Origin of the sequence: Polaromonas aquatica (genome assembly GCF_042659145.1) — a bacterium.
GTDB classification, from domain to species: Bacteria; Pseudomonadota; Gammaproteobacteria; order Burkholderiales; family Burkholderiaceae_C; genus Polaromonas; species Polaromonas aquatica.
The window spans coordinates 530841-556341 of record NZ_JBHSRS010000084.1 but is presented as its reverse complement, the minus strand read 5'-3'; the positions used below and the strand labels follow the sequence as shown (position 1 = coordinate 556341).

23 protein-coding genes and 1 pseudogene are annotated in these 25501 nt (G+C 62.2%); 9 read left to right on the top strand and 15 right to left on the bottom strand.

Annotated features, from left to right (window positions below):
* Nucleotides 1-14: 14 nt before the first annotated feature.
* From ACFQND_RS23875 to ACFQND_RS23860, 4 genes are read right to left on the bottom strand one after another with little or no spacing between them, the layout of a single operon-like run.
* Nucleotides 15-1691, bottom strand: a complete 1677-nt coding sequence (locus ACFQND_RS23875) for a long-chain-fatty-acid--CoA ligase (protein WP_377414731.1) — start codon at nt 1689-1691, stop codon at nt 15-17.
* The gene (locus ACFQND_RS23870) at nt 1688-2758 is read right to left on the bottom strand and encodes a CaiB/BaiF CoA transferase family protein (RefSeq protein WP_377414728.1); all 1071 of its coding nucleotides are present in this window, start codon (nt 2756-2758) and stop codon (nt 1688-1690) included. Before ACFQND_RS23870 ends, ACFQND_RS23875 begins: the two co-directional genes overlap by 4 nt.
* Nucleotides 2755-3900, bottom strand: coding sequence for an acyl-CoA dehydrogenase family protein (locus tag ACFQND_RS23865; RefSeq protein ID WP_377414725.1), 1146 nt, complete (start codon nt 3898-3900; stop codon nt 2755-2757). Before ACFQND_RS23865 ends, ACFQND_RS23870 begins: the two co-directional genes overlap by 4 nt.
* A 1-nt stretch (nt 3901) precedes the next feature.
* Nucleotides 3902-4036 (bottom strand): hypothetical protein, encoded by a 135-nt coding sequence (locus ACFQND_RS23860; protein WP_377414722.1) that lies wholly within the window; start codon nt 4034-4036, stop codon nt 3902-3904.
* A 188-nt stretch (nt 4037-4224) separates the two neighbouring features.
* On the opposite strand from ACFQND_RS23860, the gene ACFQND_RS23855 reads away from it, so the two are divergent.
* Complete coding sequence (locus ACFQND_RS23855; RefSeq protein ID WP_449301356.1) at nt 4225-5250, top strand: AraC family transcriptional regulator; 1026 nt, start codon at nt 4225-4227, stop codon at nt 5248-5250.
* A 124-nt stretch (nt 5251-5374) separates the two neighbouring features.
* On the opposite strand, the gene ACFQND_RS23850 is transcribed toward ACFQND_RS23855, so the two are convergent.
* From ACFQND_RS23850 to gloA, 3 genes and pseudogenes are all read right to left on the bottom strand, one after another.
* Nucleotides 5375-6742, bottom strand: coding sequence for an IS5 family transposase (locus tag ACFQND_RS23850; protein ID WP_377414719.1), 1368 nt, complete (start codon nt 6740-6742; stop codon nt 5375-5377).
* Between the two features lie 147 nt (nt 6743-6889).
* Nucleotides 6890-7320, bottom strand: a pseudogene (locus ACFQND_RS23845) (DUF3363 domain-containing protein); the annotation flags it as partial.
* Between the two features lie 83 nt (nt 7321-7403).
* The gene (gene gloA / locus ACFQND_RS23840) at nt 7404-7850 is read right to left on the bottom strand and encodes a lactoylglutathione lyase (RefSeq protein WP_377414716.1); all 447 of its coding nucleotides are present in this window, start codon (nt 7848-7850) and stop codon (nt 7404-7406) included.
* A gap of 144 nt (nt 7851-7994) precedes the next feature.
* Here gloA and ACFQND_RS23835 point away from each other — a divergent pair, with 144 nt between their 5' ends.
* A complete protein-coding gene (locus ACFQND_RS23835; protein ID WP_371440027.1) occupies nt 7995-9842 on the top strand; it encodes an SLC13 family permease in 1848 nt (615 codons plus the stop codon).
* Nucleotides 9839-10864 carry an ABC transporter substrate-binding protein gene (locus tag ACFQND_RS23830; RefSeq protein WP_371440026.1) on the top strand — a complete coding sequence of 342 codons (1026 nt, stop codon included), beginning with the start codon at nt 9839-9841 and terminating at the stop codon, nt 10862-10864. Before ACFQND_RS23835 ends, ACFQND_RS23830 begins: the two co-directional genes overlap by 4 nt.
* Before the next feature lie 111 nt (nt 10865-10975).
* Here the strand turns inward: ACFQND_RS23830 and ACFQND_RS23825 are convergent, their stop codons facing one another.
* Together ACFQND_RS23825 and ACFQND_RS23820 are read right to left on the bottom strand one after the other, a co-directional pair.
* Nucleotides 10976-12199 (bottom strand): CaiB/BaiF CoA transferase family protein, encoded by a 1224-nt coding sequence (locus tag ACFQND_RS23825; RefSeq protein WP_371440025.1) that lies wholly within the window; start codon nt 12197-12199, stop codon nt 10976-10978.
* A gap of 1 nt (nt 12200) precedes the next feature.
* Nucleotides 12201-13199 carry a Bug family tripartite tricarboxylate transporter substrate binding protein gene (locus ACFQND_RS23820; protein ID WP_371440024.1) on the bottom strand — a complete coding sequence of 333 codons (999 nt, stop codon included), beginning with the start codon at nt 13197-13199 and terminating at the stop codon, nt 12201-12203.
* A 133-nt stretch (nt 13200-13332) separates the two neighbouring features.
* On the opposite strand from ACFQND_RS23820, the gene ACFQND_RS23815 reads away from it, so the two are divergent.
* Entirely contained in the window at nt 13333-14283 is a 951-nt protein-coding gene (locus ACFQND_RS23815; RefSeq protein WP_371440023.1) for a LysR family transcriptional regulator, read from the top strand.
* 7 nt (nt 14284-14290) lie between these two features.
* Here the strand turns inward: ACFQND_RS23815 and ACFQND_RS23810 are convergent, their stop codons facing one another.
* Complete coding sequence (locus ACFQND_RS23810; protein WP_371440022.1) at nt 14291-14839, bottom strand: PaaI family thioesterase; 549 nt, start codon at nt 14837-14839, stop codon at nt 14291-14293.
* 59 nt (nt 14840-14898) lie between these two features.
* Between ACFQND_RS23810 and ACFQND_RS23805 the strand changes: the two genes are divergently transcribed.
* From ACFQND_RS23805 to ACFQND_RS23795, 3 genes are all read left to right on the top strand, one after another.
* Nucleotides 14899-15384: a MarR family winged helix-turn-helix transcriptional regulator gene (locus ACFQND_RS23805; RefSeq protein ID WP_371440021.1), complete on the top strand. Its 486-nt coding sequence runs from the start codon at nt 14899-14901 to the stop codon at nt 15382-15384.
* Nucleotides 15377-16621 carry an MFS transporter gene (locus ACFQND_RS23800; protein ID WP_371440020.1) on the top strand — a complete coding sequence of 415 codons (1245 nt, stop codon included), beginning with the start codon at nt 15377-15379 and terminating at the stop codon, nt 16619-16621. The genes ACFQND_RS23805 and ACFQND_RS23800 overlap by 8 nt, the downstream gene beginning before the upstream one ends.
* A 135-nt stretch (nt 16622-16756) precedes the next feature.
* The gene (locus ACFQND_RS23795; RefSeq protein ID WP_371440019.1) at nt 16757-18160 is read left to right on the top strand and encodes an MATE family efflux transporter; all 1404 of its coding nucleotides are present in this window, start codon (nt 16757-16759) and stop codon (nt 18158-18160) included.
* On the opposite strand, the gene ACFQND_RS23790 is transcribed toward ACFQND_RS23795, so the two are convergent.
* The 4 genes from ACFQND_RS23790 to ACFQND_RS23775 all read right to left on the bottom strand — a co-directional run bounded on the left by ACFQND_RS23790 (nt 18150) and on the right by ACFQND_RS23775 (nt 22057).
* Nucleotides 18150-18809: a DNA-3-methyladenine glycosylase I gene (locus tag ACFQND_RS23790; protein ID WP_371440018.1), complete on the bottom strand. Its 660-nt coding sequence runs from the start codon at nt 18807-18809 to the stop codon at nt 18150-18152. The genes ACFQND_RS23795 and ACFQND_RS23790 overlap by 11 nt on opposite strands.
* A gap of 17 nt (nt 18810-18826) precedes the next feature.
* Nucleotides 18827-19621 (bottom strand): SDR family NAD(P)-dependent oxidoreductase, encoded by a 795-nt coding sequence (locus ACFQND_RS23785; protein WP_371440017.1) that lies wholly within the window; start codon nt 19619-19621, stop codon nt 18827-18829.
* A gap of 116 nt (nt 19622-19737) precedes the next feature.
* Nucleotides 19738-20289 (bottom strand): epimerase, encoded by a 552-nt coding sequence (locus ACFQND_RS23780; RefSeq protein ID WP_371440016.1) that lies wholly within the window; start codon nt 20287-20289, stop codon nt 19738-19740.
* 22 nt (nt 20290-20311) lie between these two features.
* A complete protein-coding gene (locus tag ACFQND_RS23775; RefSeq protein ID WP_371440015.1) occupies nt 20312-22057 on the bottom strand; it encodes a DEAD/DEAH box helicase in 1746 nt (581 codons plus the stop codon).
* Between the two features lie 292 nt (nt 22058-22349).
* Between ACFQND_RS23775 and ettA the strand changes: the two genes are divergently transcribed.
* Nucleotides 22350-24011, top strand: coding sequence for an energy-dependent translational throttle protein EttA (ettA, locus tag ACFQND_RS23770; protein ID WP_371440014.1), 1662 nt, complete (start codon nt 22350-22352; stop codon nt 24009-24011).
* Between the two features lie 130 nt (nt 24012-24141).
* The gene (locus ACFQND_RS23765) at nt 24142-24681 is read left to right on the top strand and encodes a DUF1415 domain-containing protein (protein WP_371440013.1); all 540 of its coding nucleotides are present in this window, start codon (nt 24142-24144) and stop codon (nt 24679-24681) included.
* Nucleotides 24682-24742: 61 nt separating this feature from the next.
* Here the strand turns inward: ACFQND_RS23765 and aqpZ are convergent, their stop codons facing one another.
* Nucleotides 24743-25429 (bottom strand): aquaporin Z, encoded by a 687-nt coding sequence (gene aqpZ, locus ACFQND_RS23760; RefSeq protein ID WP_371440012.1) that lies wholly within the window; start codon nt 25427-25429, stop codon nt 24743-24745.
* Between the last annotated feature and the right edge of the window lie 72 nt (nt 25430-25501).

Sequence of the window (25501 nt, the reverse complement as noted above, 5' to 3'; positions counted from 1 at the left end):
AGCAATAGGTTGGCTCACTCGACATAGCGACCCGCATGCTCCGCGCGAATGCGCTTCTTATCGAGCTTGCCGACGCTGGTCTTGGGGATGGCCTCGACGAACAGGACCAGATCCGGCAACTGCCACTTGGCGAAGGTGCTGGTCAGGTGTTCCTGCAGTTGTTCCTGGGTCGCCTGCTGGCCGGGCTTCAACACCACTAGGGCCAGCGGTCGTTCCTGCCACTTCGCATGGGGAATGCCGACCACTGCGGCGTCGCGCACAGCCGGGTGGCCCATGAGCAGGTTTTCCATGTCAATAGAAGATATCCATTCACCGCCGCTCTTGATCACGTCCTTGATGCGATCGGTGACCTTGAGGTAGCCGTTCCCGTCCACCGTGCCGACATCGCCCGAGCGCCACCAGCCGCCCTCCAGGAAGCGATCGCCGGAATCGGGCATGTCGTGGTAACTGGTCGTGATCCAGGGGCCGCGCAGGCAAATCTCGCCTGCCGACTGTCCGTCATGCGGCAGGTCCTGGTCGCCGGCGTCGAGGATGCGGATGTCAACCCCGGTCAGGACCAGGCCCTGCTTGCGCTTGAGGTTCCACCGCTCGTCCTGGGTCAGGTGCTTCTTGAGCGTGGGCTTGAGGCGGTTGACGGTCACCAGCGTCGTGGCTTCGGTGGCGCCGTAGGCGTGCACCACCTCGGCGCCCGTGGTTTCGTGGAAACCGATCATCATCGACAGCGGCGGCTCGCTCGCGCCGGACAGCATGCGCATGCGGCTGAAGTCCGGCTTGACCGGCAGCGTCTCGATGTACTGCAGCATGGGCTGGAAGATGGCCGGTGCGCCGTTGGTGATCGTCACGCCCTCGGCAATCATGGCGTCAACCAGCGGCATGGTGTCCTCGGCGGCGTAGCGGCCCGGCAGCACGATCTTGTCAGCCAGCAGCGTGGCGGCCTGTGGCAGGCCCCAACACTGCCCGTGAAACATGGGCGTGATGAGCATGACGCAGTCGTCCAGCGTCATGCCCATGTTGGTGGCCATGGCCGTGGAGTGCAGGTAGATGCCGCGGTGCGAGTAGTACACGCCCTTGGGTTTGCCCGTGGTGCCGGTGGTGTAGCAAGCGCTGTAGGCCGAGGTTTCGTCGATCTCGGGCCAGTCGATCTTCGTGTCGGCGGTGGCCAGCAGGTCTTCGTAGTGCCGTAGCGGTTTCAGCATGGTCTTGATCTGGTCCAGCGGCTTGTCGGTCATGACGATCCAGCCCTTGATCTGGGGCGAATTCGCTGCGACGGATTCGGCAATGGGCAGCAATGACTCGTCCACGCAAACGTAGGACACCTTGCTGTGACCGACCACATAGCCCAGGTCCTCTGCGCCCAAGCGCAGGTTCATCTGCAGCATGACCGCGCCCAGGCCGGGGATGGACCAGTACAGCTCGAAGTGGCGCCGACTGTTCCAATCCAGGATACCGACCCGGTCGCCCGGCGCAACGCCGAGCGCGCGCAGTGCATTGGCGCTTCGGCAGACGCGCGCGTAGCAATCGGCATAGGTGTAACGGTCCCAGCCCCCATCGGGCGTGCGGTAGACGATCTCCTGGTCTGGGTGGGTGCGCGCGGCGTGCCGGATCAGCGTCGTGGTGTTGAGCTGGCGCTCGTTGCCCGTGGTGGACGGGCAACCGCGGACGGGCTTGGCAGGGTGGGTGGTGTTGGTCATTTTCTTGTCTCCTGAGTGGTTGCGTTGAGTGCCTGGAATCGTGGGGCCGTGGCCGCTTCGATGGCGCCGGAGGGGGTGGATTGGTAGATGCCCCTTGCCGTGTTGTGCGGATGTCGCACCGCCTCGGCCAGGCTAAGCACGGGCGCAAAGCAGGCGTCGCTGCCTTCGAGCAGTTCGCTCCAGTGCGCCTGGGGTAGGCTGCGGATTAGGGCCGCGATGCGTTGCTTCAGCGCTGGCCACGTCGCCGTGTCGTACTGGTCGGCAGGGTCCACGTCCGTGAGGCCCAGCTTCGAGAGCAGCAGCGCATGGAATGTGGGCTCCACCGCCGCGAGGCTGATGAAGCCGCCGTCGGCGCAGGCGTACACGTCATAGAACGGCGAATCGTGAAACGGGCTCGGTTGCGCGCCGTCGATCTGCCCATTGGCGCGAATCCAGTGCACCAGCGTGCCCAGCATGGCCACGATGTCAACGATGGCCGCGTCCACGACCCGGCCGCGGCCGGTGGCGCGTGCATCGACCAGCGCGCAGGCGACACCGAAGGCCAAGCCCAGCGCCCCGGCCGCATCCCCCAGCACCGTGGGCGGCACGATAGGCGCCTGTCCCTTGCGCGCCGACAGCGACAACAGGCCCGTCAACGCGACGTAGTTCAGGTCGTGGCCGGCAGACTGGGCGAGCGGGCCGTCCTGGCCCCAGCCCGTCATCCGGCCATAGACCAGCCTGGGATTGCGCGCCGCGCATTCGGCAGGGCCGAACCCCAGCCGTTCCATCACACCTGGGCGATAGCCCTCGATTAGGACGTCGGCCTGGGCGATCTGATCCAGGGCGCGCACCTTGCCGTCGGGTGATTTCAGGTCGATGACCTCGACCGTCTTGCCGCGGCGCAGTGGATTCTCAGCCGCCCCGCCCAGCCGCTGCGCAGCAGCGGCCTGCTCGGCCCGTGTCAGCGCGACCACCTCGGCGCCCATGTCGGCCAGCATTCTGGCGGCCAGCGGACCCGGTCCGATGCCCTCGAACTCCACCACGCGGATGCCGTGCAGCGGCGTCCGCAGAGCGTGCGGCGCGTTCACAGCTTCCTCGCGATCAGTTCCTTCATGACCTCGTTCGCGCCGCCGTAGATCTTCTGCACGCGCGAGGCGGAGTACATGCGCGCGATCGGGTACTCGGCCATGAAGCCATAGCCACCGAACAACTGTAGGCACTCGTCGGTCACGCGGCACTGCTGCTCGGTGCACCACCACTTGGCCATGTACGCGGCTTCGTCGTCAAGCGTTCCGTCCAGCAGCCGTTGGATGCAATCGTTGACGAAGGTGCGCACCACGTGGGCGATGGTGGCCACTTCGGCCAGCTTGTGGCGCGTGGTCTGCATGTCGAACAGCGGCGCGCCGAAGATCTTGCGCTCCTTCGTGTACGCCAGCGTGAGTTCTAGGGCCCGGTCGATGACGGCTGCCGCCGGCACGGCGATGGACATGCGTTCGTAGGGCAACTGGCCCATCAGCTGCTTGAAACCATGCCCTTCGACGCCTCCCAACAACTGGTCGACCGGTACGCGAACCCCATCGAAGAAGAGTTCGGCCGTGTCCGACGCCGGCATACCGATCTTCTCGAGCAGGCGGCCCACGCGAAACCCGGGTAAGTTCTCGGTCTCCACCACGATCATCGACAGTCCCCGGCTGCCCGCTTCGCCGGTGCGTGCGACCACGATCAGAAGGTTGCAGGTAAAGCCGTTCGTGATGAAGGTTTTGGCGCCGTCGATCACGTAGTGGTAGCCGTCGAGGCGAGCGCGCGTGGCGATGGCCTTGAGGTCCGTGCCGCAGCCGGGCTCGGTCATCGCGATGCCGACCAGCATCTCTCCGCTACTGAGCTTGGGCAGCCAACGCTGCTTTTGCGCCTCGGTGCCGTAGTCCATAATGTAGTGAGAGGCGATGCTGTGCACCGTGACGTTGTTCGGCATTTCGGCCTTGGTCAGCTCGTCCTGCACCACCAGCTGATAGGCGAGGCTGGCCCCAACGCCGCCATAGGTCTCGGGCATTTCTGGCAGCAAGAAGCCCATTTCACCGAGGGGCCGCCAGGTTTCGCGCGGGATATAGCCTTGCTCGCGCCAGCCTGGCAGCTTGGGAGCCATCTCGGCGCCGATGTAGCGGCGAACCTGCTCGCGAAAGGTCTCGATGTCGCTGTCCATCCAGGGATGTCGGTGCAATTGCGGAAGCACGTCAGAACACTCCTCGAATGGCGGCCAGACCGCAGAAGAGCTGCAATGCCCGGGTACAGCCTAGGTCGTTGTCCTGCAATTCTCCAGACATGCGACGCCGGAGCTCGCCGGCACCAAGCTTGGCAAATTGAATCATGTGCTTGTCTCCTTTTTTGGTATGGCCCGAAACGTCTTTATCATGTCGAACTGAACGATTCGGGCGTGCTCAGAACCCTCGCAAGATCGTAGTAGTCAGCCTCTTAAGTGACGATGGCAAATGACCTCGATAAACTGACAAACGACATCTATTTCTTGGTGCAGAAGAAGCTGCGCCCCTAAACCATCGTGAGACCCGTTGTCACTGTTCCTATCTTTGCCGTGCATGGGCTACTGGACGGTGCGCGCGACAAGGGGTTGGCCACCGAGTCCTGGATCAGCAGCGTCCTGGGGCGGGCTGGCATCGTCGAGTCATTGCTGCACCTGACGCAGTCGCGCGTGACCGTCAATCAATACATCGCGCTTTTCAGTGCCGTGAAGGACAGCCTGGACGACGAATGCTTAGGCTACCTGCGTGGCAGGCCGTTACGCTGCGGCAGTTTCGCTCTAGTGGCTCGTTCCACACTCGGGACACGAACGCTGGCAGCAGCTTTGCACCGCGTGAGCGAATCCTTCGCCCTACTACAAGATGATGTGCTTCTTGTGCCTGTCACCGATGGCTCGCTGTTTGGTGTCACCCTAGAGTCGAGAGGCGGTCCAGGTGAGCACGCCGACTTTCTACATGGCCTCTTGCTGCGCGTCTTCTGGCGCCTTCTTGTGTGGCTGCATGGTGGCCGGTTGGTACCTAAAGGTTTTGACTTCCCTTTCGAGCAGCCTGCCCATGCCGAAGACTATGCTCGAATCTTCTCCGGTAGCTTGCGTTTCGGGCAGAGGTGCCCCGCTGTCTGGTTCGACTCCACCGCATCCGCGCAGCCGATGCGCCGTGACGCGGTCGCGCTGCAGTCTTTTCTGCGCGCCGCACCGGGCAATCTGGTGGGCTATCGTCTGAACGAGCGCGCATACAGCGCAAGGGTACGCGCACTATTGCAGCAGGTGTGCCCGGAATGGCCCGATTTGGCTGCCGCTGCACAGTGCCTGCACATGTCGGTCAGCGCCCTTCAGCGTCATCTGGCCATGGAGGGGCAATCGTTCCAGATGGTGAAGGATGAGTTGAGGCGCGACATGGCAATCGTTCGGTTGGCAAGCACCAACGCACCACTGAGTATCATTGCCGCAGAGTTAGGATTCACCGACAGCACCGCATTCCAGCGGGCCTTTAAATCGTGGACGGGTAGTGCCCCCGGCGCCTATCGATCACATTCCCGCAGCGCATAGTTCTATTGCGCGCAACTGGAAGAGATTCATCAAGGCCATAAATGAACTTTTCGGCATGATGTCGACATATGAATCAACTTGCGAAGCTGGCTTCTAGACTAGTCGTCCCTGAGAAACTCACATTTCAGACGGTCCGCAGTTTGAGTGCAGCGGTTTGTTCACGTGTCGCACTTAAGAGTTGCCCGATCATGATGCCCAATTGGGCGCAAAGAAGCCGCAGCTTCTTGAGGATCTTGCGCATGTTGTGCCCGGCACCGCACAGCAGCGCATTGATCGCATCACCGTCAACGCCCTTGAGGAAGTTTCTGGCCAGACGGCCGTCTGATTTCATGTGCCCAATCACCGGCTCCACCGCATTCCTTCGTTTGAGCTTTCGATGGATTGCCGCTGTCACCCCACGCTTGGCACCGGCGATCCAGATTTTCAATGTGCCAGTGTTGCAGCCATGACCCCGGTAGCCTCTGTCCGTGTAGGCCTCTTTGGGCTGGATGCCCGTGACGCGCTCAGCCTGCTCAATGCACGCCTGCAGCGTGTGCCCGTCATACGGATTGCCCGGCAGTGACTTGGCACCGATCACAAAGCTTTCTTTACTGGTTGAGACGATACCGACCTTCACACCAAACTCGTACTTTTTGTGCGCCTTGCCTTTGGCGATGCATTCAACCTCCGGGGCGTGCACGCTGTACAGCTTGGGCGGATCACCCTCGCTGCGCTTTCTGGGCTGACTGTGGATACGCCGCGCCACCTGCAGCAGCCGGGCAAAGCTGGTTTGCGGTGCGCCGTTGCCCTCGGTCTTGCGCTCGATGTCGCGGATCACCCGGCCCAGGTAGGTGCGCAGCTTTCTGCTCTGGGCTTTGGCTCGGTTCAACTGGCGGGCATGAGCGTAGCGCTGGGAGCGCACGAAGGCTGCCTTGCCAACGCGCTCGTAGCTTTGGCGCAACTCAATGCCACCCTTCCTGGCACGCCTGACCAGAGCCACGCGCGCCTTGTGCAGCAGTCGGGCATCGGTGGGAAACGCAACTGCTTTGTCTTGCACGGTGGTGTCCACGTTGACCACGGCCAGTGAGGTCTTCGCTACCGTGCGCGTCGCCAGGCCTGCAATCACGGTCAGGCCGAGGATGAACTCGCAACCAGCTTCGCCAATCCTCTTGCGAAAGCCGGTCATCAGGCTCGGATCAATGGGAAAGTCGTGGCAGAAGTACTGCTCGCCGCAAAAGTGCTGCCAGTACGGGTTCTCCACCCAGACGGCCACGACTTCTTCGTCGGACAGGTTGCTGGTGTGCTTCAACAGTTGCAGGCCCACCATCAGCCGCAGGGGGTGGCCGGGGCGACCAATGCCGGTGGCGTACAGCCCGCCGAAGCGGGCCCCGCAGGACTTCCAGTCGATGTTCTGCGCGAGCTTGACCAGCGGGTGACGCAGGTCGATGAGATTGACCAGTTCTTGGCGGAACAGGTCCACTTCAGTTGAATGTCGGGTCTCGCGAAGTGCCATGAGTTTGCAAGGTTTGAAGCTTTAATGGCCTCAATTCTTGCAATATCTATGCCGCTCTACCACCCCGCTAACCCTCATCAATACTGGAGTTAGGGGGTTTCTCAGGGACGACTAGACTATGTTCGGCCATGACAAGTTCGAGTGGCCTCAGTTCAGTGAGTAGCCACGCTGCTGTCCAATTTCCCACGAAACCACGCCACCGCGCACTCTCGCGGCGATTTGCTGCCCTAGCCAATGCTTGATCACCGGCTTCCACGGCACTAGGCATGAACCCAAGCCGTCGTCCAGCATCGTATAGCGCCCGCTGGTGTGTATGACGGAACGCCGGTAGATGCCTGCAACGCGCTGTCCGTCCGTGACGGGTCGATGCACCAGCCGGTTGCGGCCGCAATGTCCTTGGCGATCTGCGCCAGTTCCCGATTGCGTAGTGTGCCCAACAGGTTCCGGGCGAGGATCACTCGCTGCCCGCGTCGCTCGGCCAGCCCCTGCTCGGCGAGGAAGTCGGCGCGCTGTTGCATGGTGTTCTTGACCTCGCCGCCAAAGCCCAGGTCGCCCAACCCCTTGTTGCCGCCGATCAATGGAGCGAAAGTTGGTATCCAAGGCTCCGTGCCATAACCGGACAAACAAATGCCAGCTTGTGCAGGCTTTTGTTGCTCATCTGCTACGCGCTGCGCAGCGGATCACTGTTTTTGGCGTCTGAATGGCGTCCGTCGTCGTAAGTCATTGATTTATATTGTATTAATTCGATCTTGTAGCCGTCCGGGTCGGTGACAAACGCAATCACCGTGGTGCCGCCCTTCACTGGGCCGGCCTCGCGTGTGACGTTGCCGCCGGCTGCCTTGATCTTGTCGCAGGCTGCGTAGGCGTCGGGTACGCCGAGCGCGATGTGGCCGTAGGCCGTTCCCATCTCATAGCTCTCGGTGCCCCAGTTGTAGGTCAGCTCGATCTCGGCTTGCGCCGGATTGCCTTCATAACCCACAAACGCCAGGCTGTATTTGTATTCCGGGTTTTCCGACCTGCGCAGCAGCTGCATGCCGAGTACCTGGGTGTAGAAGTCGATGGAGCGCTGGAGATTGCCAACGCGCAGCATGGTGTGGAGTAGTCGCATGAGGGGATTATCCTGCGGGCGGCCGGAATTTGCAGGCAGCCTGCAACAGGCGGTTTGGATTTGTAAAACCCGGTGATACCATCGGTTCGGCTTCCGGCCCATGCTCCCTCCTCTTAACAGAGTTCATTTGCACAATGCCCTGCAGTGTCTGACCAGAACGACTCCGAACACGCTGCCCGCCTGCGCCGGGATGCTCTTTTTTCCGGTGCCTCGGGCAAACCGCTGGCCCGGCTTGTCGGTTCCCTGCGCACGGTGGAGTTTGCTGCAGGCGAAGTGCTTTGTGCCAGGAACGCAGCGGCCAAATTTCTTTACCTGATCGAGTCGGGCGAGTTGCAACTGGCAACGCCTGCCGGGCGTGTCGTGGCATTGACGGACCAGCGCTGCGGTGAAGAAGCGGCCAGCGACATGGCCAGCTATCTGTGTGACGTGACTGCCATCACGCCGGGCAGGGCGATTCAGATTCCACGCGAGGCCCTGGCGGAACTTGCCGCTGCCGATCCTTCCCTGCGTTCCCGTGCGCTGCTGGGTTTGATGGGTTATGTGGGCGGGGAGCCCTTCCTCAAACCGGCTGCCTCAAAGAGAAAACCGCTATTGCCCCTTTCGCCGAGGGAAATCGCAGGCTGGACCAGCGTTGTCATTGTGCCGCCGGCGATTTATTTTCTTGCAGGCATGGCGGGGCTGGTGGTTGAGGCTGCGCTGTTCCTGGCCATCCTGTCGGGCACGGTGCTGATGTGGCTGTTTACCCTGGCGGATGAATTCATTCCGCCGCTGATCGCCATCGTTGCGGTTTTGATTGTGGGCCTGGTGCCGCCGGATGTGGCCCTGGCGGGTTTTTCATCCAGAACCCTGACCACGCTATTGGGCGTGTACGCCCTGGCTGCGGTCATTGCTTCTTCCGGCCTGAGTTACCGCTTCATGCTGTGGCTGCTGATACGCCTGCCGGACACGCCGTTCTGGCACCAGGCTGCCTTGCTGCTGTCCGGCTACATCCTTTCGCCCATCATGCCTTCCGGCAATGCCCGGCTGTCCCTGGTTTTGCCGTTTTACAAGGACATGGTTGAAGGCCTCAACCTGCCGGCCCAAAGCCGGGCGGCAACGGCATTGATGGCCGCCGCCTTTTCCGGGACGGTGCTTTTTTCACCCATGTTCCTGACCAGCAAGTCGTCCAACCTGATGGTGTTTGGCATGTTGCCGACCCAGCTGCAGAACCAGTTCCAGGGCGCCTTCTGGTTTGTGGCGGCAGGTGTTGCCGCGCTGACGGTGACCGCTGCGCACCTGCTGGTCACGCGCCTGTATTTTGGGGCGCCCACTGCCGGCGCGCCCTTGCCCAAGCCGCGGCTGGCGCGCCAACTGGCGTTGCTGGGCCCCATGACCGGCGCGGAGAAAGCCGCCCTGATCGGTTTTTTGTTTTTTCTGGTGGGTGCGACCACTGCCAGCTTGCACCAGATTTCCCCGGCGTGGATCGCGGCATTTTTGCTGGTTGGCCTGCTCTTGCTGGGGCTGCTGAGCAAACAGGATTTCCAGCAAAAAATTGACTGGCCAATGATCTTCTTTTTGCTGAGCCTTGACGGCCTGAGCCGGGCCATCACTTACCTGGGGCTGGATACGGCACTTGCCCAGGGCGTAGGGAGCGCGTTTGACTTTGTCGGTGGGCGCATGGCAGTTTTCATTCCCGTTGCGCTGGCGGTCACGTTGATGCTGCGCCTGGTGTTGCCGGTTACCGCCGGCATGGTGGTGGCTGCGGTTGTGCTTGTCCCGATCGCCCAGGCCCAATTCATCAACCCGTGGGTGGTGGTGTTTTTGACGGCGATGTTCAGTGACATCTGGTTCATGCCGTACCAGAGTTCCCAGTACCTGCAGGTGCTGGGCAGCGGTCTTGGCCAGTACTGCAGGCGCGCGGAGTTCCTGCTTTACAACCACTGGATGAACCTGGCGCGCATCCTTGCCGCCTACCTTTCAATCCCTTACTGGGAATGGCTGGGCCTCGTATGAAAAAAGGCAAGGCGGCCATACTGACGGGCACTTTCCTGGTGGTTGCGCTCTTGCTGCTGGGCGGTTTCAATCTTTCCAAACCCCGCATCCTGGTGCTGCACAGTTCTGACCGCAATTCATCGACCGCCAAAAAAATGGATGAGGGCATACAGCGGGTTCTGGACAAAAACAGGCAACCTGTCTCGGTGCGCCGGCATTACCTGGGCATAGACAGCCTGCCGGACGACGACCACAGGGAAGATGCCGGCAAGGAAGGCCAGAGGGCCGTGTGGCAGTTTGACCCGGATGTGATCCTGGCGGTTGACGATGAAGCGCAGGAATACGTGGCGCGCCGCTATGTATCCAGGGCCCGCCCCAAGGTGGTTTTCACCGCGATTGACCGTGAACCCCAGTTCTATGGCTATGCCGGTGCGGCGAATGTGACCGGGATTGTGGAGGTCCTGCCCCTGGATGCCATTCGTGAAACCCTGCTGCAGGCCCGCAAGGGCTTGCCCGCGCGACTGGCGGTTATCAGCAATACCGGCACGACAGGCGCCGGCCAGCTCAGGCAGATCCAGGCCTTCAACTGGGCACCGCACAGCGTGGTGGAAGTCCACACGCTGGATGATTTTGCTTCGTGGCAGGCCGCCATCCAGGGCATGGCCGGCAAGGCCGACGCGCTGCTGGTGCTGTCGTATGACGGTCTGACGGTGAGGCCAAAAACACGTGAGTCCGCGGCCCCGGCCACGGTCATTCGATGGATTGAGGCCAATGCCCAGCCGCTGCCCATCGGTATCCGTGTCGACTATGTCGAGCAGGGCGGCGGCCTGAGTGTTGCCCCTTCTTCGAGGGCCATGGGCGAGGCGGCTGCGACGACGACGCTGGCCTGGCTGAAAGCCAAACCTGGATCACCGCCGCCGCCCATCGTTGAGGGCAGCCACTACAGCGTCGCGATTCGTGATGCCGCGCTGCGGGCCCGCAATGTGCGTTTGCCCTCGATTTATATAGAGGCAGCGCGCCTCAACCAGCTCTATTACCCCTGATTTTTAATTCAAAATGACCCAGGCCGGCGTGCAGCTTGCGCCACCAGCTATGAAAAATATAGCGATATGGTGCGCGGCCCGCGGCCCGCGGCCCGCAGCACGCCAGCTGGTTCAGATAACGTTTGCGCTACGGAGCTGGCCGATGTCCGTCGCACTCAAGCCCAGTGCCGCCAGCAACTGGTCGGTGTGCTGGCCGAGCCGCGGTGGTGCTTCGTCAGGGCCCAGAGCGAGCTGATTCCATTTGAAACCTATGGACGGAACCGACATGCTGTGGCCGGTCACCGGGTCCTGGACCTGCTGCTGCACTTCCCTATGCGCCACATGCGCCTCATTCATGGTTTCCATCACGGTCCGCACCTTGGCTGCCGGCACGTGCGCTGCCGCCAGCAACTCTTCCCATTCAAGCGCCGTGCGCTGCTGCAGGGCCGATGCAAGAAGCCGGCGGAAGGCATCTGCATTCGCGGCGCGGCTGGCAGTCGTGGAGAAACTGTCGTCGTCCAGCAGCGCGTCCAGCCCCAGTACGCGGCACAGGCGCACGACCTGTTGTTCCTGGTTGCCGGTCATGGACAGCAGGCCCTCGCGGGTCTCGAAAATGCCGGACGCCGGGCTTCCGCTGGCTGCGGTGTTGCCGTTGGGCTGGGGTGTGATCCCGCCATTCACCAGGGTGGAGACCGTGGACGCCATGGCCACGATCGCGGCATCCAGCATGGCGACATCCACCATTTGCGATTGGCCGGTGCGGTCGCGTTCGCGCAGCGCTGCCATCACCGCAAAAGCGCCATACATGCCGGCGAGGTAATCGAACAGCGGCGGGCCAATCCGGTTGGGCACACTTTCCCTGGTGCCTGTCAGCATGGTGATGCCGGAGATGGCCTGGATGACGTGGTCGTACGCAGGCCGGCGGCTCATGGGGCCGTCCTGTCCATAGCCCGAGAGCGCGCAATACACAATGTCCTTGCGCTGCCCGCGTGCCATCTCGTAGCCCAGGCCCAGCCGGTCCGCCACGCCTGGTGAAAAGTTCTCCACCAGGATGTCCGAGCTTTCAATCAGCCTCAGGGCAATCTCGCGCCCCTGGTCTGACTGAAGGTCCAGTGTGATCGATTTTTTGCCGGCATTCTGTGCGACGAACTGCGCCGAAAATTCAGGTATGTTTGTGATCGGCGAACCGTTGCGGGCCCAGTCGCCCTGTCCGGGGCGCTCTATCTTGATCACTTCTGCGCCCAGCAGCCCGAGCTGGTAGGTGCAGTAGGGGCCGGCAAGGACGGTGGTGAGGTCCAGTATGCGTATGCTCTGAAGCGGTGCTGGCTTGCCTGGGTGGTTTTTGGTCAATGTCATTTCAGTCAACTTTCAGTCCCAGTTGCTTGACCAGCTTGTCCATCCGCTCGTAGTCGGTGGCGACGGTTTTTGCGAAGGTCTCGGGAGAGCCGCCCACGGCATCCAGGCCGTTGCCCAGCAGCTTTTCCTGTACGTCGGGCTGCCTCAGGATGTCATCGACATCCTTGTTGATCTTGTCCACGATGGCTTTGGGTGTTCCTGCCGGGGCGAAGATGCCCAGCCATGGAACGACGGCCTGGTATTTTGGAAACAGCTCGGTAATCGTCGGCACGTCGGGCAGTTGCGCCAGCCGTTTTGACGAGCCTGCGGCGATGGGGATCAGCCTTTTCGCCTTGACCTGCGGAAGAAGGACCGACAGGGCTTCCTGCTGGATCTGGATGCGGCCACCCAGCACGTCCGTGAGCACGGCGCCTGCCGCCTTGTAGGGAACATGCTGCGCAACCAGGCCGGTTTGCGCTTTCAGTGTTTCCATGTTCAGGTGCGGGACCGTGCCGTTGCCTGCGGTGCCATAGTTCAGGGCCGTGGGGTTGGCCTTGCTGTAGGCGATCAGCGCTGTCAGCGAGTTGATTTTCAGCTCGGGGTTGACGACCATGACCATGGTTGGGTAGGCCACGTTGACAACAGGCACGAAGTCCTTCCTGACGTCATAACCCAGGTTGCCATAAACGTGCGGGTTGATGGCCATGGCGGCCATGGCAGAGAACAGCAGGGTGTAACCGTCAGCAGGCGTTTTGACCGCGATCTGCGCGCCCAGGCTGCCGCCCTGGCCGGGCCGGTTGTCGACCGTGACGGGCTGGCCCCACTTGTCCGAAAGCCTTTCTGCAACCACCCGCGCCAGCAGGTCCGTGACATTGCCGGCGGCATAACTCACAACCATGCGGACCGGCTTGTTGGGGTAGGTTGATTGGGCCTGCGCCTGCAGGCTGAATGCGCCCAGCAAGGCCAGGCACAGCGCCGTGCGGCGTGTGCTGGATTGGGGGCCTGGAACAATACGTTTCATTGCTGTCTCCTTCGTGGTTTGAATCGTGGCACGGTGCATGTCTCTGGCGTTGCCAGACCTGATTGTGGTTTCAGCATTAATCTCTGTAAACTATTGATTTTGAATAGAGTCATTCGAAATCATGATGACCAACATGCCTGCTTCAGCGCCAATTCCGGGCAGTTTTTCGAGTGCCAGGGTGGACCGGCTGCGTATCCGTCACCTGAAGCTGCTGGACCTGATCTCTGCCACGGGGACCCTGACTGCCGCTGCAGACGCCTTGCGCATCAGCCAGCCAAGCGCGACAAAAATGCTGCAGGAACTGGAGACCGCTTTCGGTTGCAGGCTCATGGAGCGCACCACGCGGGGCGGCGTCCTGTCACCCGCGGGTGAACGCGCGCTGGAGCGTTTGAGAATTGCCCTTGGGGCGCTTGATGCAGCGGGGCAGGCATTTGCGGAGCAGCCTGAAATGCCGCTGGTCCGCATAGGCATGCTGCCCTTGGCCGGCGTTGCGCTGATTCCCCGCCTGGTTGCCGAGCTGGCAGCTAGCGGGCAACTGCCCCGGCTCTGGTTTCAGGAGGGCTCGGTTTCCGAGGTGCTGGACAGGCTGCGGGCCGGCGAGATTGACTGTGTCATTGGCCGGATTGACACCGAGAGCGCGCGGAAAAATCTTGATGTGTTCGAGATAGACCCGCTGGCCGACGAGAATCTTGAAATCGCCTGCGCACAAAACCACCCGCTGGCCCGCGCACGCAAGCTTGCCCTGTCAAGGCTGCTTGGGCAGCCGTGGATTCTTCCGCTGCGGGCCACCTATACGCGGCAGATGTTTGAGGCGGCTTTTGTCGGCATAGGCCTGCTGCCCCCGCGTCCCCACATTGAAAGCTCGTCCTTTCACACCAATCTTGCGACGGTGGCTGCAAGCAATTTCCTCACAATCGCGCCCAAGAGTGCCGTGAGCTACTACGCGACGGCGGGCAAGGTCCGGAAACTAAGCCTGGCTGAGCCGTTCCCTATCAACCACCTTGTGTTTATCACGCTCAAGGGGGCGGCGAAACTGCCCGCGGTCGGCTTGATACAGGCTGCGATACGGCGGCATGCCGGGTGAAATCAGCCTAGCCTTGTTTGGGCAATTCAAACACCAGGCAAGTCGTTGTTGCATGCGCATACAGCTTGCCGTCCGGCCCGACGATGCGGCCTTCGGCGGTGGCCAGTTGCCTGCCGCAGTGAATCACCATACCTATGGCGCGCAGCGGCCCGCTCTTGTGTGATGCGGCCCGCACAATGTTGACGCTCAATTCCGCCGTGGTGTAGCCGCGGCCCGCAGGCATCATGGTGTGCACGGCGCAGCCGACTGCGGAATCCAGCAGCGTGGCGTACCAGCCGCCGTGCACGCTGCCCAGCGGGTTGTAGTGCTTGAGCTGCGGTGTGCCCTGGAAGGTTGCCTTGCCGGGCTCTACTTCTATCAGTGAAAAGTCCAGCGTTTCGGCAATGTGCGGGTAGGGAATCCCGCCGGCCAGCATGGCCTGCATGATCTCCAGGCCAGTCTTGCCGGCGACCTGCTCGGGCCGCGCCAGGCCGGGTTTGCCGCCGCCGGCCGTCATGCGGGCCCGTACCGCGGTGCTTTGCTCCAGCCATTGAGTCAATGTGTCCTGTGGGGTCATTTGGCAAACTCCTGTCGAATTATGTTTGTATATACAATGATTGTAGCTACAATTTAATCATGGCAAAAAAACCTGATCCGTCAATTCTGGTCCAGTTGAAAGCGCAAGGGTGTACCAACCTGCGGTTGCGCCAGCTCATGCGCAGGGTGGCCAGGCATTACGACATCGAAATGGCAAAGGCCGGGCTCAAGACAACGCAGTATTCGTTGCTGACCTATGTGTTGAAGCTGGGCCCCTTGCGCCCGGGTGAGCTGGCCAAAGGCATGAAAATCAGCGCCTCCACCCTGACGCGCAACCTCAAACCACTGACCGACGCGGGCTGGCTGGAGCTTGCCGCCGGCTCCGATGCACGCAGCCGCAGTGTGGCCATCACCCCTGCAGGCCGCGCCAAACGCGAAGAGGCACGCCACCGCTGGAAGGCGGCGCAGGAAGGCCTGAACGAGATGCTGGGTGTCGAGCGCGTGCTGGCGCTGCATGTGCTGATCAATGAATCCCTCGAACTGTTGTCCCCCCTTGAGCCTGAAGATGGAGCCGATGATGAATAAACCCCAAGCACCTGCCCAGGCAGGCATGGCGATCTGGCTGGTATTGCTGGCCGCCGCCGGCGCTTTTGCACTGACCATGGGGGTGCGGCAGACCATGGGCCTGTTTTTGTCTGCACTGAATACCTCGACCGCGCTGGGCATAGGCAGCATCAGCCTGGCTTTTGCGTTTGGCCAGCTCTGGTGGGGGCTGACGCAGCCTTTTGCCGGCGCCGTGGCTGACCGCATAGGCACCGGGCGTGTGATCTTCCTGGGCGTGGTGCTGGTTGCGATTGGCACCATCATCACGCCGCTCATGACCAGCACGGCCGGCCTGATCTTTGCCATAGGCGTGCTGGCTGCAGGCGGCGCCGGCATGGCTGGCCCATCGGTGCTGATGGCCGCCAGCACACGCCTCGTTCCCGCCGAAAAACGCGGCCTGGCCACAGGCATCGTCAATGCGGGCGGCTCGTTCGGCCAGTTCGCCATGGCGCCGATTGCGATAGGCCTGACTGCCGCCCTTGGCTGGGCCAGCGCGATGCAATGGCTGGGTGTGCTGGTGCTGCTGGCTTTGCCGGCGGTGTTTGTGCTCAAGGGCAATTCGAAGGCACTGGCCGCCCAGGCCGCGGCAAGTTCGGGCACGAAAGCGCTCAGCGCCCGCCAGGCGATAGGCCAGGCGCTTGCCACGCCCAGCTACCGCTACCTGAGCCTGGGTTTCCTGGTGTGCGGATTTCACGTTGCCTTTTTGGCCACGCACCTGCCGGGTGTGGTGGCTGCCTGCGGCTTGCCGCCCGAGATAGGCGGCTGGGCGCTGGCGATGATTGGGCTGTTCAATATCGTCGGCAGCCTGGCGATGGGTTGGGCCGTGGGCCGCTGGCGCATGAAGTCGCTGCTAGCCTTGCTTTATGCAACACGCGGCCTGGCTGTGCTGTTGTTTCTGCTGGCGCCCAAAACACCGGCAGTGATGCTGATTTTTGCAGCAGTCATGGGCGTGACTTTTCTGTCAACAGTGCCGCCCACGGCCGGGCTGGTGGCCAAGATGTTTGGTACCACCAACATGGCCATGCTGTTCGGTATCGTCATGCTGGCGCACCAGGTCGGCGGTTTCTTTGGTGCCTTCCTCGGGGGTTATGTGTTCCAGGCGACCGGCAGCTATGACTGGGTCTGGTACATAGACATCGTACTGGCCGTCGGCGCCGCGCTGGTGAACCTGCCCATTCGCGAGGCCCTGCTGCCGCGTCAAACGAGGGCGGCCATATGAGACAGCTCAAGGCGCAAAGCGTGGCCGCCGGCATTTTCAAGCCGGGGCCGCGGATCTGGCTTTGCCAGTCCGCAGGCGCAGCGGCCCCCTCGGGGGGCAGGGCGCTACACGAAGTGAGCAACCGTGGGGGTTGATATGGACGCGCGCACTCGCCTCTTGCTTGAAGCGCCGATTGGCCGCACGCTGTTGCGCCTGGCTGCGCCCAACATCCTCGTGATGGTGGCGCAGGCTTCCGTTGGCCTGATAGAGACTTATTTTGTCGGCAAGCTTGGCACCGATGCACTGGCCGGCATGGCGCTGGTGTTTCCCATCGTGATGCTGATGCAGATGACCTCCGCTGGTGCGATGGGCGGTGGCATTGCCTCATCGGTTGCACGTGCGCTGGGGGCAGGGCGTCGCGACGATGCAGATGCGCTGGTCCTGCATGCCATGGTGATTGCATTGGCTTTCGGATTGGCGTTTTCGCTGGTGCTTTTGCTGGGTGGCCGCTGGCTTTATACGCAGATGGGTGGCAGCGGCGCTTCACTTGAAGCGGCGACCACGTACTCGCACTGGGTGTTTGCCGGCGCGATCCTGGTCTGGCTGTTCAATTCACTGGCGGCCGTGATACGCGGCACCGGCAACATGACGGTGCCGGCCAATGTAACCGTGGCGGGTGTTGTTGTGGTGGTGCCGTTGTCTCCCTTGCTGATCTTCGGCTGGGGACCGGTGCCGGCGCTTGGCATTGCCGGCGGTGCCATCGCGCTGTTGCTGTATTACCTGTTCGGCACGCTGGTGCTTGCGGCCTATTTGTGGTCGGATCACAGCCTGCTCAAACCATCGTTCACGCAGGTCAAATTGCGTTGGCCGCTGTTCCGCGACATCCTGCGTATTGGCTTGTTGGGCTCGATTTCCACTGTGGCGACCAACCTGTCCATAGCTGTGGCGACTTCGCTTGCCGGTGGTTTCGGTCCTGCCGCCATTGCCGGTTACGGCACGGCCTCCCGGCTGGAGTATTTGCTGGTGCCGCTGGTGTTCGGCCTGGGCGCGCCTTTGGTGGCCATGGTCGGCACCTGCATGGGTGCGGGCCAGCATGAACGTGCCTTGCGCGCGACCTGGATAGGTGCGGCCATGGCTTTCACACTGACCGAAGCGATAGGGCTGGCGGCCGCGATTTTCCCCTACGCCTGGCTGTCGCTGTTTGGCAGCGACCCGGCCATGATAGGGGCCGGCACGCTTTACCTGCGCTCGGTCGGCCCGCTGTATGGCTTTTTTGGCGTCGGGCTGGTGCTGTACTTCGCCTCGCAGGGGGCCGGGCGTTTGTTGTGGCCTGTTGCCGGCAACATTGCCAGGCTGGCAGTGGCTGCCGCAGGTGGCTGGCTTGCCATACGTTGGGGCGGCGGGCTGGCGCAGGTGTTCATGGCGCAGGGAACTGCGCTGCTGGTCTACGGTGTTGTGATCGCAGCTGCCATTGCAGGCGGCGCTTGGTTTGGCCGGGTTGGATGGCCGTGCCGCACGGCCACGCTGTTGCGCCGTATCCAGCCGGGCGTCATCGGCTGATTGTTGGCGGCTTGAATGCCGCGCGTGCTGCCAGCGCGGCTTTACGGCTGGCGCAGCCTTCAAAGTGGTCGTTGACAAGACCCATGGCCTGCATGAAGGCATACATGGTGGTGGGACCGACAAAACTCCAGCCGCGTTTTTTCAGGTCTTTGGACAGGGCGGCAGATGCCGGCGAGCTGGGCATGGCCTTCACAACCTCATGCGTGATGTGTTTTGGCCGCTCCGCAGCTTTGGGCTCCATCTGCCAGACAAAGGCGCCCAGCGAGCCGAACTCGCGGCGCAGCTCAATGACGCGCTGGGCGTTGTTGATGGTCGAGGCGATCTTGCCTGCGTGCCGGACTATGCCGGCATCGGCCAGCAGGCGTTTGACGTCGTGCTGGTCAAAGCAGGCGACCTGCTCGGCCTCAAAGTTGGCAAAGGCGCTGCGGAAGTTTTCACGCTTGTTCAGTATCGTCAGCCAGCTCAGGCCTGCCTGAAAACCCTCTAGGCAGATTTTTTCAAACAGCCTGCGTTCGTCCGCCACGGGGAAGCCCCATTCGCTGTCGTGGTAGTTGCGGTAAAGCGGTGTGGCCTGGCACCAGGCGCAACGTGCGGTGTGGCTGTCGTCCGCGAAAAGCCCTGAGGGCAGGGGTGTCGTGTCGGCGGGCATATGGCGTCGGGGAGCTTTCAGGTTGGCACGGTGTAATTCAGTGTCATGCGGCCGCCGTCCACCACGACGATCTCGCCGGTGATGTAGCTGGCTGCATCGCTGGCCAGGTAGGCCACGGTGTCTGCGATCTCGGAAGGCTCGCCCAGCCTTTTCATGGGGGTCCGGCTCATGATGCGGGCTTTGGCCTCGTCGCTGGTCAGCACGGCTTTGGCCGCCAGCTCGGTGGCGATGGTGCCGGGCGCAACGGCGTTCACGCGTATGCCCCTGTCGGCCAGCGCCAGTGCCATCACCCGTGTGAGCTGGTTGATGCCGCCCTTGCTGACGTTGTAGCTGGCGATTGTCGGAATGGTGAGCACGCCGTTGACCGAACTCATGTTGATGATGCTGCCTTTGCAGGCGGCGCCCGCTTTGGCCATTTCACGCGCCACAGCCTGGCCGACGAGGAAGGCGCCCTTGAGGTTGACACGCAGCACAGCATCAAAGTCGGCTTCGCTGATCTCCAGGAAATCGGCGGCCTTGAAGATGCCGGCATTGTTGACCAGAACGTCAAGGCGGCCATGGGCTGCCACGGTGCTGTTCACCAGCGCATCCACCTGGGCCTTGTCGCCGACGTCGCAATGCACATACAGGCCGCCCACTTCGGCTGCCAGTGCTGCGCCGCGTGCATCGTCAATGTCTGCAATGACGACTTTGGCCTTCTCGCGTGCAAAGCGGCGAATGCAGGCCTCACCTATGCCTTGCGCACCGCCGGTGACGATGCAGACGCGGTCCATGAGTCCAAAGGAAATGGCGGCTTGGGTTGGGGCAGTCATGCCGCTATGGTAACTGCGGCAGCTTTCAGGTGCAGCAGGCATGGGCGCATCGCAGCGCTTGCCTGTTTGCTATAAAAAGAATAGCTGGTCGCGCACGGCTACAGGCGGCTAGAGGCCTAGAAGACCTGATTTATCTCGCCGGAAAGCAGAATGTGGCACCCTGTGGCGGTTGACTGCAGCGTGTTCACCAGCGCGTGCGCAACCTGGCCGGCTTCCACCGAACGGTAGTTGGCGGGGAGCAGGGGGTTGATCCATTTGAAGGCCGAGAGCGCCAGCTTTTCGCCCAGGCGCTGGGCCTGCTTTAAAGATGCGCGGTCGCCTGCGAGGAGTGAGGGACGCGCAATGACCACGGTTGCAAAACCGAGGCTGCTGACTGCCGCTTCCATTTCGCCCTTGACGCGGCTGTAGAAGACGCTGGAGTGGCTGTCGGCGCCCATGGCGCTGACAACGCCCAGACGACTTGCACCGGCGGCGCGGCCTGCCTTTGCGATGGCGACTACGGCGTCAAAATCCACGGCCCGGAAAGCTTCGCGGCTACCGGCCACCTTGATGGTGGTGCCCAGTGCTATGAAAACATCATCGACCGGAGGGGCCGTGAATGCCCCGGGATGGTTGGTGATGTGCGACACCAGCTTGAGGTGCTGCACATCCGGCGCGCGACGGCCCACGCAGTGAACCGCCGAATAAGCCTTATCGGCCAGTAAACGAGCCAGGACCGCCCGGCCGACGAGGCCCGTTGCCCCGGCCACCAGCGCCACCCGAGCCGCCGCCACCACCGGAGCGTCCGCCGCGGAAGTTGCCGCGGTTGCCGCCCGTAGGTTGTCCGGAAGACGGGAAGCCTGAAGAGGCGTGGCTGGCAGGCTGGTGGTTGTCGAAGTCATTATGTGGCTCGTTTCGTGACTCGTTGCGCGGTGCGCGCGGCTGCTCATCGCGCGGGCGGGCTGCCTGCGCATTCCTTGGCTGCCCGTAGCCCGAGTTCTGGCGTGGCTGGCCCGGGTTGGGCGTGCGCGGGCCACGGCCGAAATTGCCGCCGCCGTTGCCACCACCGTTACCGCTGTTGCCACCGCCATTGCCGCCACCGGCCGGGCCACGGCCGCGTCCACCGCCGCCGCCGCCATTGCCGTTGCTGGCACCACGTGCAGGCTGCGAGCCCTTGGTGTCACGGATGCGTTGCATCATTTCAGTGCGGGCGGCCTTGGCGGCAGCCTGCATCACGTCGCGGCTTGGTGGTTTGCCCAGGCCGCCCCAGATGGTCTGGCGGCCCATGGCCAGCGGCTCGGCTTTTTCGCCGGGCTCGGCTTCAAAGCCTGGCACGACCACTTTGTCAATGTTCTGCTTGGTGAAGCGCTCGATGTCCTGCATGAAACCTTCTTCATCCAGGCACACCAGGCTGACGGCTTCGCCGCTGTTGCCGGCGCGGCCGGTGCGGCCGATGCGGTGCACATAGTCTTCGCTGACATTGGGGATCTCGTAGTTCACCACGTGCGGCAACTCATCAATGTCGATGCCGCGGGCTGCGATGTCGGTCGCCACCAGCGCGCGGATGGCTCCGCTCTTGAAGTCCTGCAGCGCCTGCGTACGGGCGGTCTGGCTCTTGTTGCCATGCAGTGCCATGGCCGGGATGCCGTTTTTGGTCAGGTGTTCGGCGACATTGTTGGCGCCGAACTTGGTGCGGGTGAACACCAGCACCTGGCTCCAGTTGTGCTCGTTGATGATGTGCGTGAGCAGGGCTTTTTTCTTGCCGCGGCCGACCGGGTGAATGGTCTGCGTGATGCGCTGCACAGTGGTGTTGCGCGGCGTGACCTGGATGTGGGCCGGGTCGCGCAGCAGGCCGTTCGCCAGTTCGCGGATTTCATCGCTGAAGGTTGCGCTGAACAGCAGGGACTGCTTTTGTTTGGGCACCAGCGCCAGCACTTTTTTGATGTCATGGATGAAGCCCATGTCCAGCATGCGGTCGGCTTCGTCCAGCACCAGGATCTGCACCTGGCTCAGGTCCAGCGTGCCCTGGCTTGCATGGTCCAGCAGGCGGCCGGGCGTGGCCACCAGGATGTCCACGCCGCGGCGCAGTTTTTCAATTTGTGCGCCCATGCCAACACCGCCGAACATCACCATCGATGTCAGGTCCAGGTATTTGCCGTAGGTGCGCACGCTTTCCTCAACCTGTGCCGCCAGCTCGCGCGTTGGTGTCATGATCAGCGCGCGCACGGCGTTGACGCCGCGGCGGTTGGTCAGGCGCGGCTCGGTGGACAGGCGTTGCAGCAGGGGCAGCGTGAACGCCGCGGTCTTGCCGGTGCCGGTCTGGGCGCCGCCCAACAGGTCGCCGCCCGCAAGCACGGCCGGGATGGCCTGGGCCTGGATGGGCGTGGGGGTGTCGTAGCCCTGCTCAAGCACGGCCTTAAGAATGGCCGGGGCCAGATTCAATTCTTCAAATGTCATGGTTTTGCACCGCTTGGGTGCTAGTGATCGGCCTGTTGGGTGCTCTTTGTTTGGAGGCAACCCGCCAGTGATAGGCAGATGGGGTCAAAAAGTCGGGCTGAAAGTATCACGTAGCTACTTTGGAAGTAAGCCCGGGATGTGCCCAAATTGTTGCGGGTAACTGGAGCCAGCAACCCCGCTATTGTCTCACGGAACGATAATAGAGGGTTAACGGCAGAAATGGCAGCGGAAAACTGCCCTGTTTTCACAATGCCGCACTTGTCCTGTTTTCCTTTTTTAGAGATCAATCCAGATGGCCCAGTACGTATTTACCATGAACAGGGTCGGCAAAATCGTGCCGCCCAAACGTCAAATTCTCAAAGACGTGTCCCTCAGCTTTTTCCCCGGCGCCAAGATCGGCGTGCTGGGCACCAATGGGTCGGGCAAGTCCACCTTGCTCAAGATCATGGCCGGCCTGGACACCGAAATCGAGGGCGAAGCCACGCCTATGCCGGGCCTGAACATCGGCTACCTGCCGCAGGAACCCAAGCTCGACCCCACCCATACGGTGCGCGAGAGTGTGGAGGCCGGCATGGGCGCGGTGTTTGCCGCCAAGGCCCAGCTGGAAGCGGTGTACGTCGCCTACGGCGAGCCCGATGCCGACTTTGACGCACTGGCCGCTGAACAGGCCCGCCTGGAAGCCATCATCGCCACTGCCGGCACGGACTCTGAGCACCAGCTCGAGATCGCTGCTGACGCGCTGCGCCTGCCGCCCTGGGATGCCGTGATCGGCGTGCTGTCGGGCGGCGAAAAACGCCGCGTAGCGCTGTGCAGCCTGCTGCTGTCCAAACCCGACATGCTGCTGCTTGACGAACCCACCAATCACCTGGACGCCGAATCGGTGGACTGGCTTGAGCAGTTCCTGCAGCGTTACTCGGGCACCGTGGTCGCCATCACCCATGACCGCTATTTCCTGGACAACGCCGCCGAGTGGATTCTGGAGCTGGACCGCGGCCACGGCATCCCCTGGAAGGGCAACTACAGCACCTGGCTGGAGCAAAAGGGCGAACGCCTGGCGCAGGAGCAAAAGGGCGAGGAAGCCCGCGCCAAGGCCCTGAAGAAAGAGCTGGAATGGTCACGCCAGAATCCCAAGGCCCGTCAGGCCAAGAGCAAGTCGCGCCTGGCCCGCTTCGAGGAACTGTCGGATTTCGAATACCAGAAACGCGTTGAAACCAACGAGATTTTCATCCCTGTGGCCGACCGCCTGGGCAATGAAGTCATCGAATTCAAGGGCGTGAGCAAATCCTTTGGCGACCGCCTGCTGATCGACAACCTGAGCTTCCAGGTGCCCGCAGGCGCTATCGTCGGCATCATCGGCCCCAACGGCGCGGGTAAATCCACGCTGTTCAAGCTGATTGCAGGCAAGGAACAGCCGGACAGCGGCGAAGTCGCCATCGGCAAGACGGCCAAGATGGCTTTCGTGGACCAGCACCGGGACGACCTGTCCAACGAAAAAACCGTGTGGGAAGACATCTCCGGCGGCCTCGATTTGCTGACTGTCGGCAAGTTCACCATGCCCAGCCGTGCCTATGCGGGCCGTTTCAACTTCAACGGTGCCGACCAGCAAAAACGCGTGGGCATGTTGTCCGGCGGTGAGCGCGGTCGCCTGCATCTGGCGAAGACACTGATTGCCGGCGGCAACGTGCTGATGCTCGATGAACCGTCAAACGACCTCGACGTGGAAACCCTGCGCGCGCTGGAAGACGCTTTGCTCGAATTTGCAGGCTCCGTGCTGGTGATCAGCCATGACCGCTGGTTCCTGGACCGTATCGCCACCCACATCCTGGCGGCCGAAGGCGACAGCCAGTGGACCTTCTTCAACGGCAACTACCAGGAATACGAAGCCGACAAGAAGAAGCGCCTGGGCGAAGAGGGTGCCAAGCCCAAGCGTGTGCGTTTCAAAGCGCTGAAATAATGCCCCCACGGTCGCTCACTACGTGTAGCTCCCTGCCCCCCGAGGGGGCCGCTGCGCCTGCGGTCTGGCGGAGCCAGTCCCGCGGCCCCTGCTTGAATGGGGAACTGGTACGGGGAGATGTGCTGTGGGCGTGACGGACGACGTTGTTCTTGCGACTACGCGGCACTGGCTTGAGAAGGCCGTGATCGGGCTCAACCTGTGCCCGTTTGCGAAAGCGGTGTACGTGAAGAACCAGGTCCGTCTGGTGGTCAGCAAGGCGCGCCATGCTGACGACCTGCTTGAGGAACTTGACCGGGAGCTGGACCTGCTGGTGGCTACGCCTGCTGAAGAGATCGACACCACGCTGCTGATTCATCCGACGCTGTTTGAAGACTTTCTGGACTTCAATGATTTCCTTGAAATAGCCGAAGGTGTGGTCGACGAACACGGGCTGGAAGGCGTGGTGCAGCTTGCCAGCTTTCACCCGCAGTTCCAGTTCGATGGCACGGAGCCTGACGACATCAGCAACTACACCAACCGCGCGCCGTTTGCCATCCTGCATTTGCTGCGCGAGGACAGTGTGGAGCGTGCGGTAGAGGCCTTTCCCGAGGCCGAGACAATCTTTGAACAGAACATTGCCACGCTGGAGAAGCTGGGCCACTCCGGCTGGAAGGCCCTGGGACTGTCATGACTCCGGGAGGCGGGCCGCCGCGGCGGCCTGCGAATCATTTTGCGGAACAGCCAGGTGGGGATCAGTCTTCGCTGCCTATGAAGCGGTAGGCGGCAGCACCCAGCAGTGCGCCGCCAATGGGCGCAAGCCAGAACAACCACAACTGGGCGACCGCCCAGTCGCCCACAAAAAGCGCGACGCCGGTGCTTCGTGCCGGATTCACGGAAGTGTTGGTCACCGGAATGCTGATCAGGTGGATCAGGGTCAGGCAAAGCCCGATCGCGACAGGGGCCAGGCCTGCAGGTGCACGCTTGTCGGTGGCGCCCAGAATGACGATGAGGAAGAACATCGTCATCACGACCTCGGTGACCAGAGCGGCCATCAGGGAGTAGCCGCCGGGGGAGTGGGTGCCATAGCCATTCGAGGCGAAGCCCTTGGTGACATCAAACCCCGGGGCACCGCTGGCAATCACGTACAGCACGGCAGCGGCAGCAATCGCCCCCAGCACCTGGGCCACGATGTAGGGCAGCAGCTTGCTCGCGGGGAAGCGGCCGCCGGCCCACAAGCCGACCGAGACCGCAGGGTTCAAATGGCAGCCTGAAATATGGCCAATCGCAAACGCCATGGTGAGAACGGTGAGGCCGAAGGCCAGCGCGACACCGGCAAACCCGATGCCCAGTCCCGGAAATGCTGCGGCGAGAACCGCACTGCCGCAGCCGCCAAGCACAAGCCAAAACGTACCAAAAAATTCTGCACCGTACTGTTTCATAAGGATTTCCCTCCGGGTTTGTTTGTGAGAAAAAGGTCAGGGGATGAACAAGGCACCTGCCTGTGTGCATCA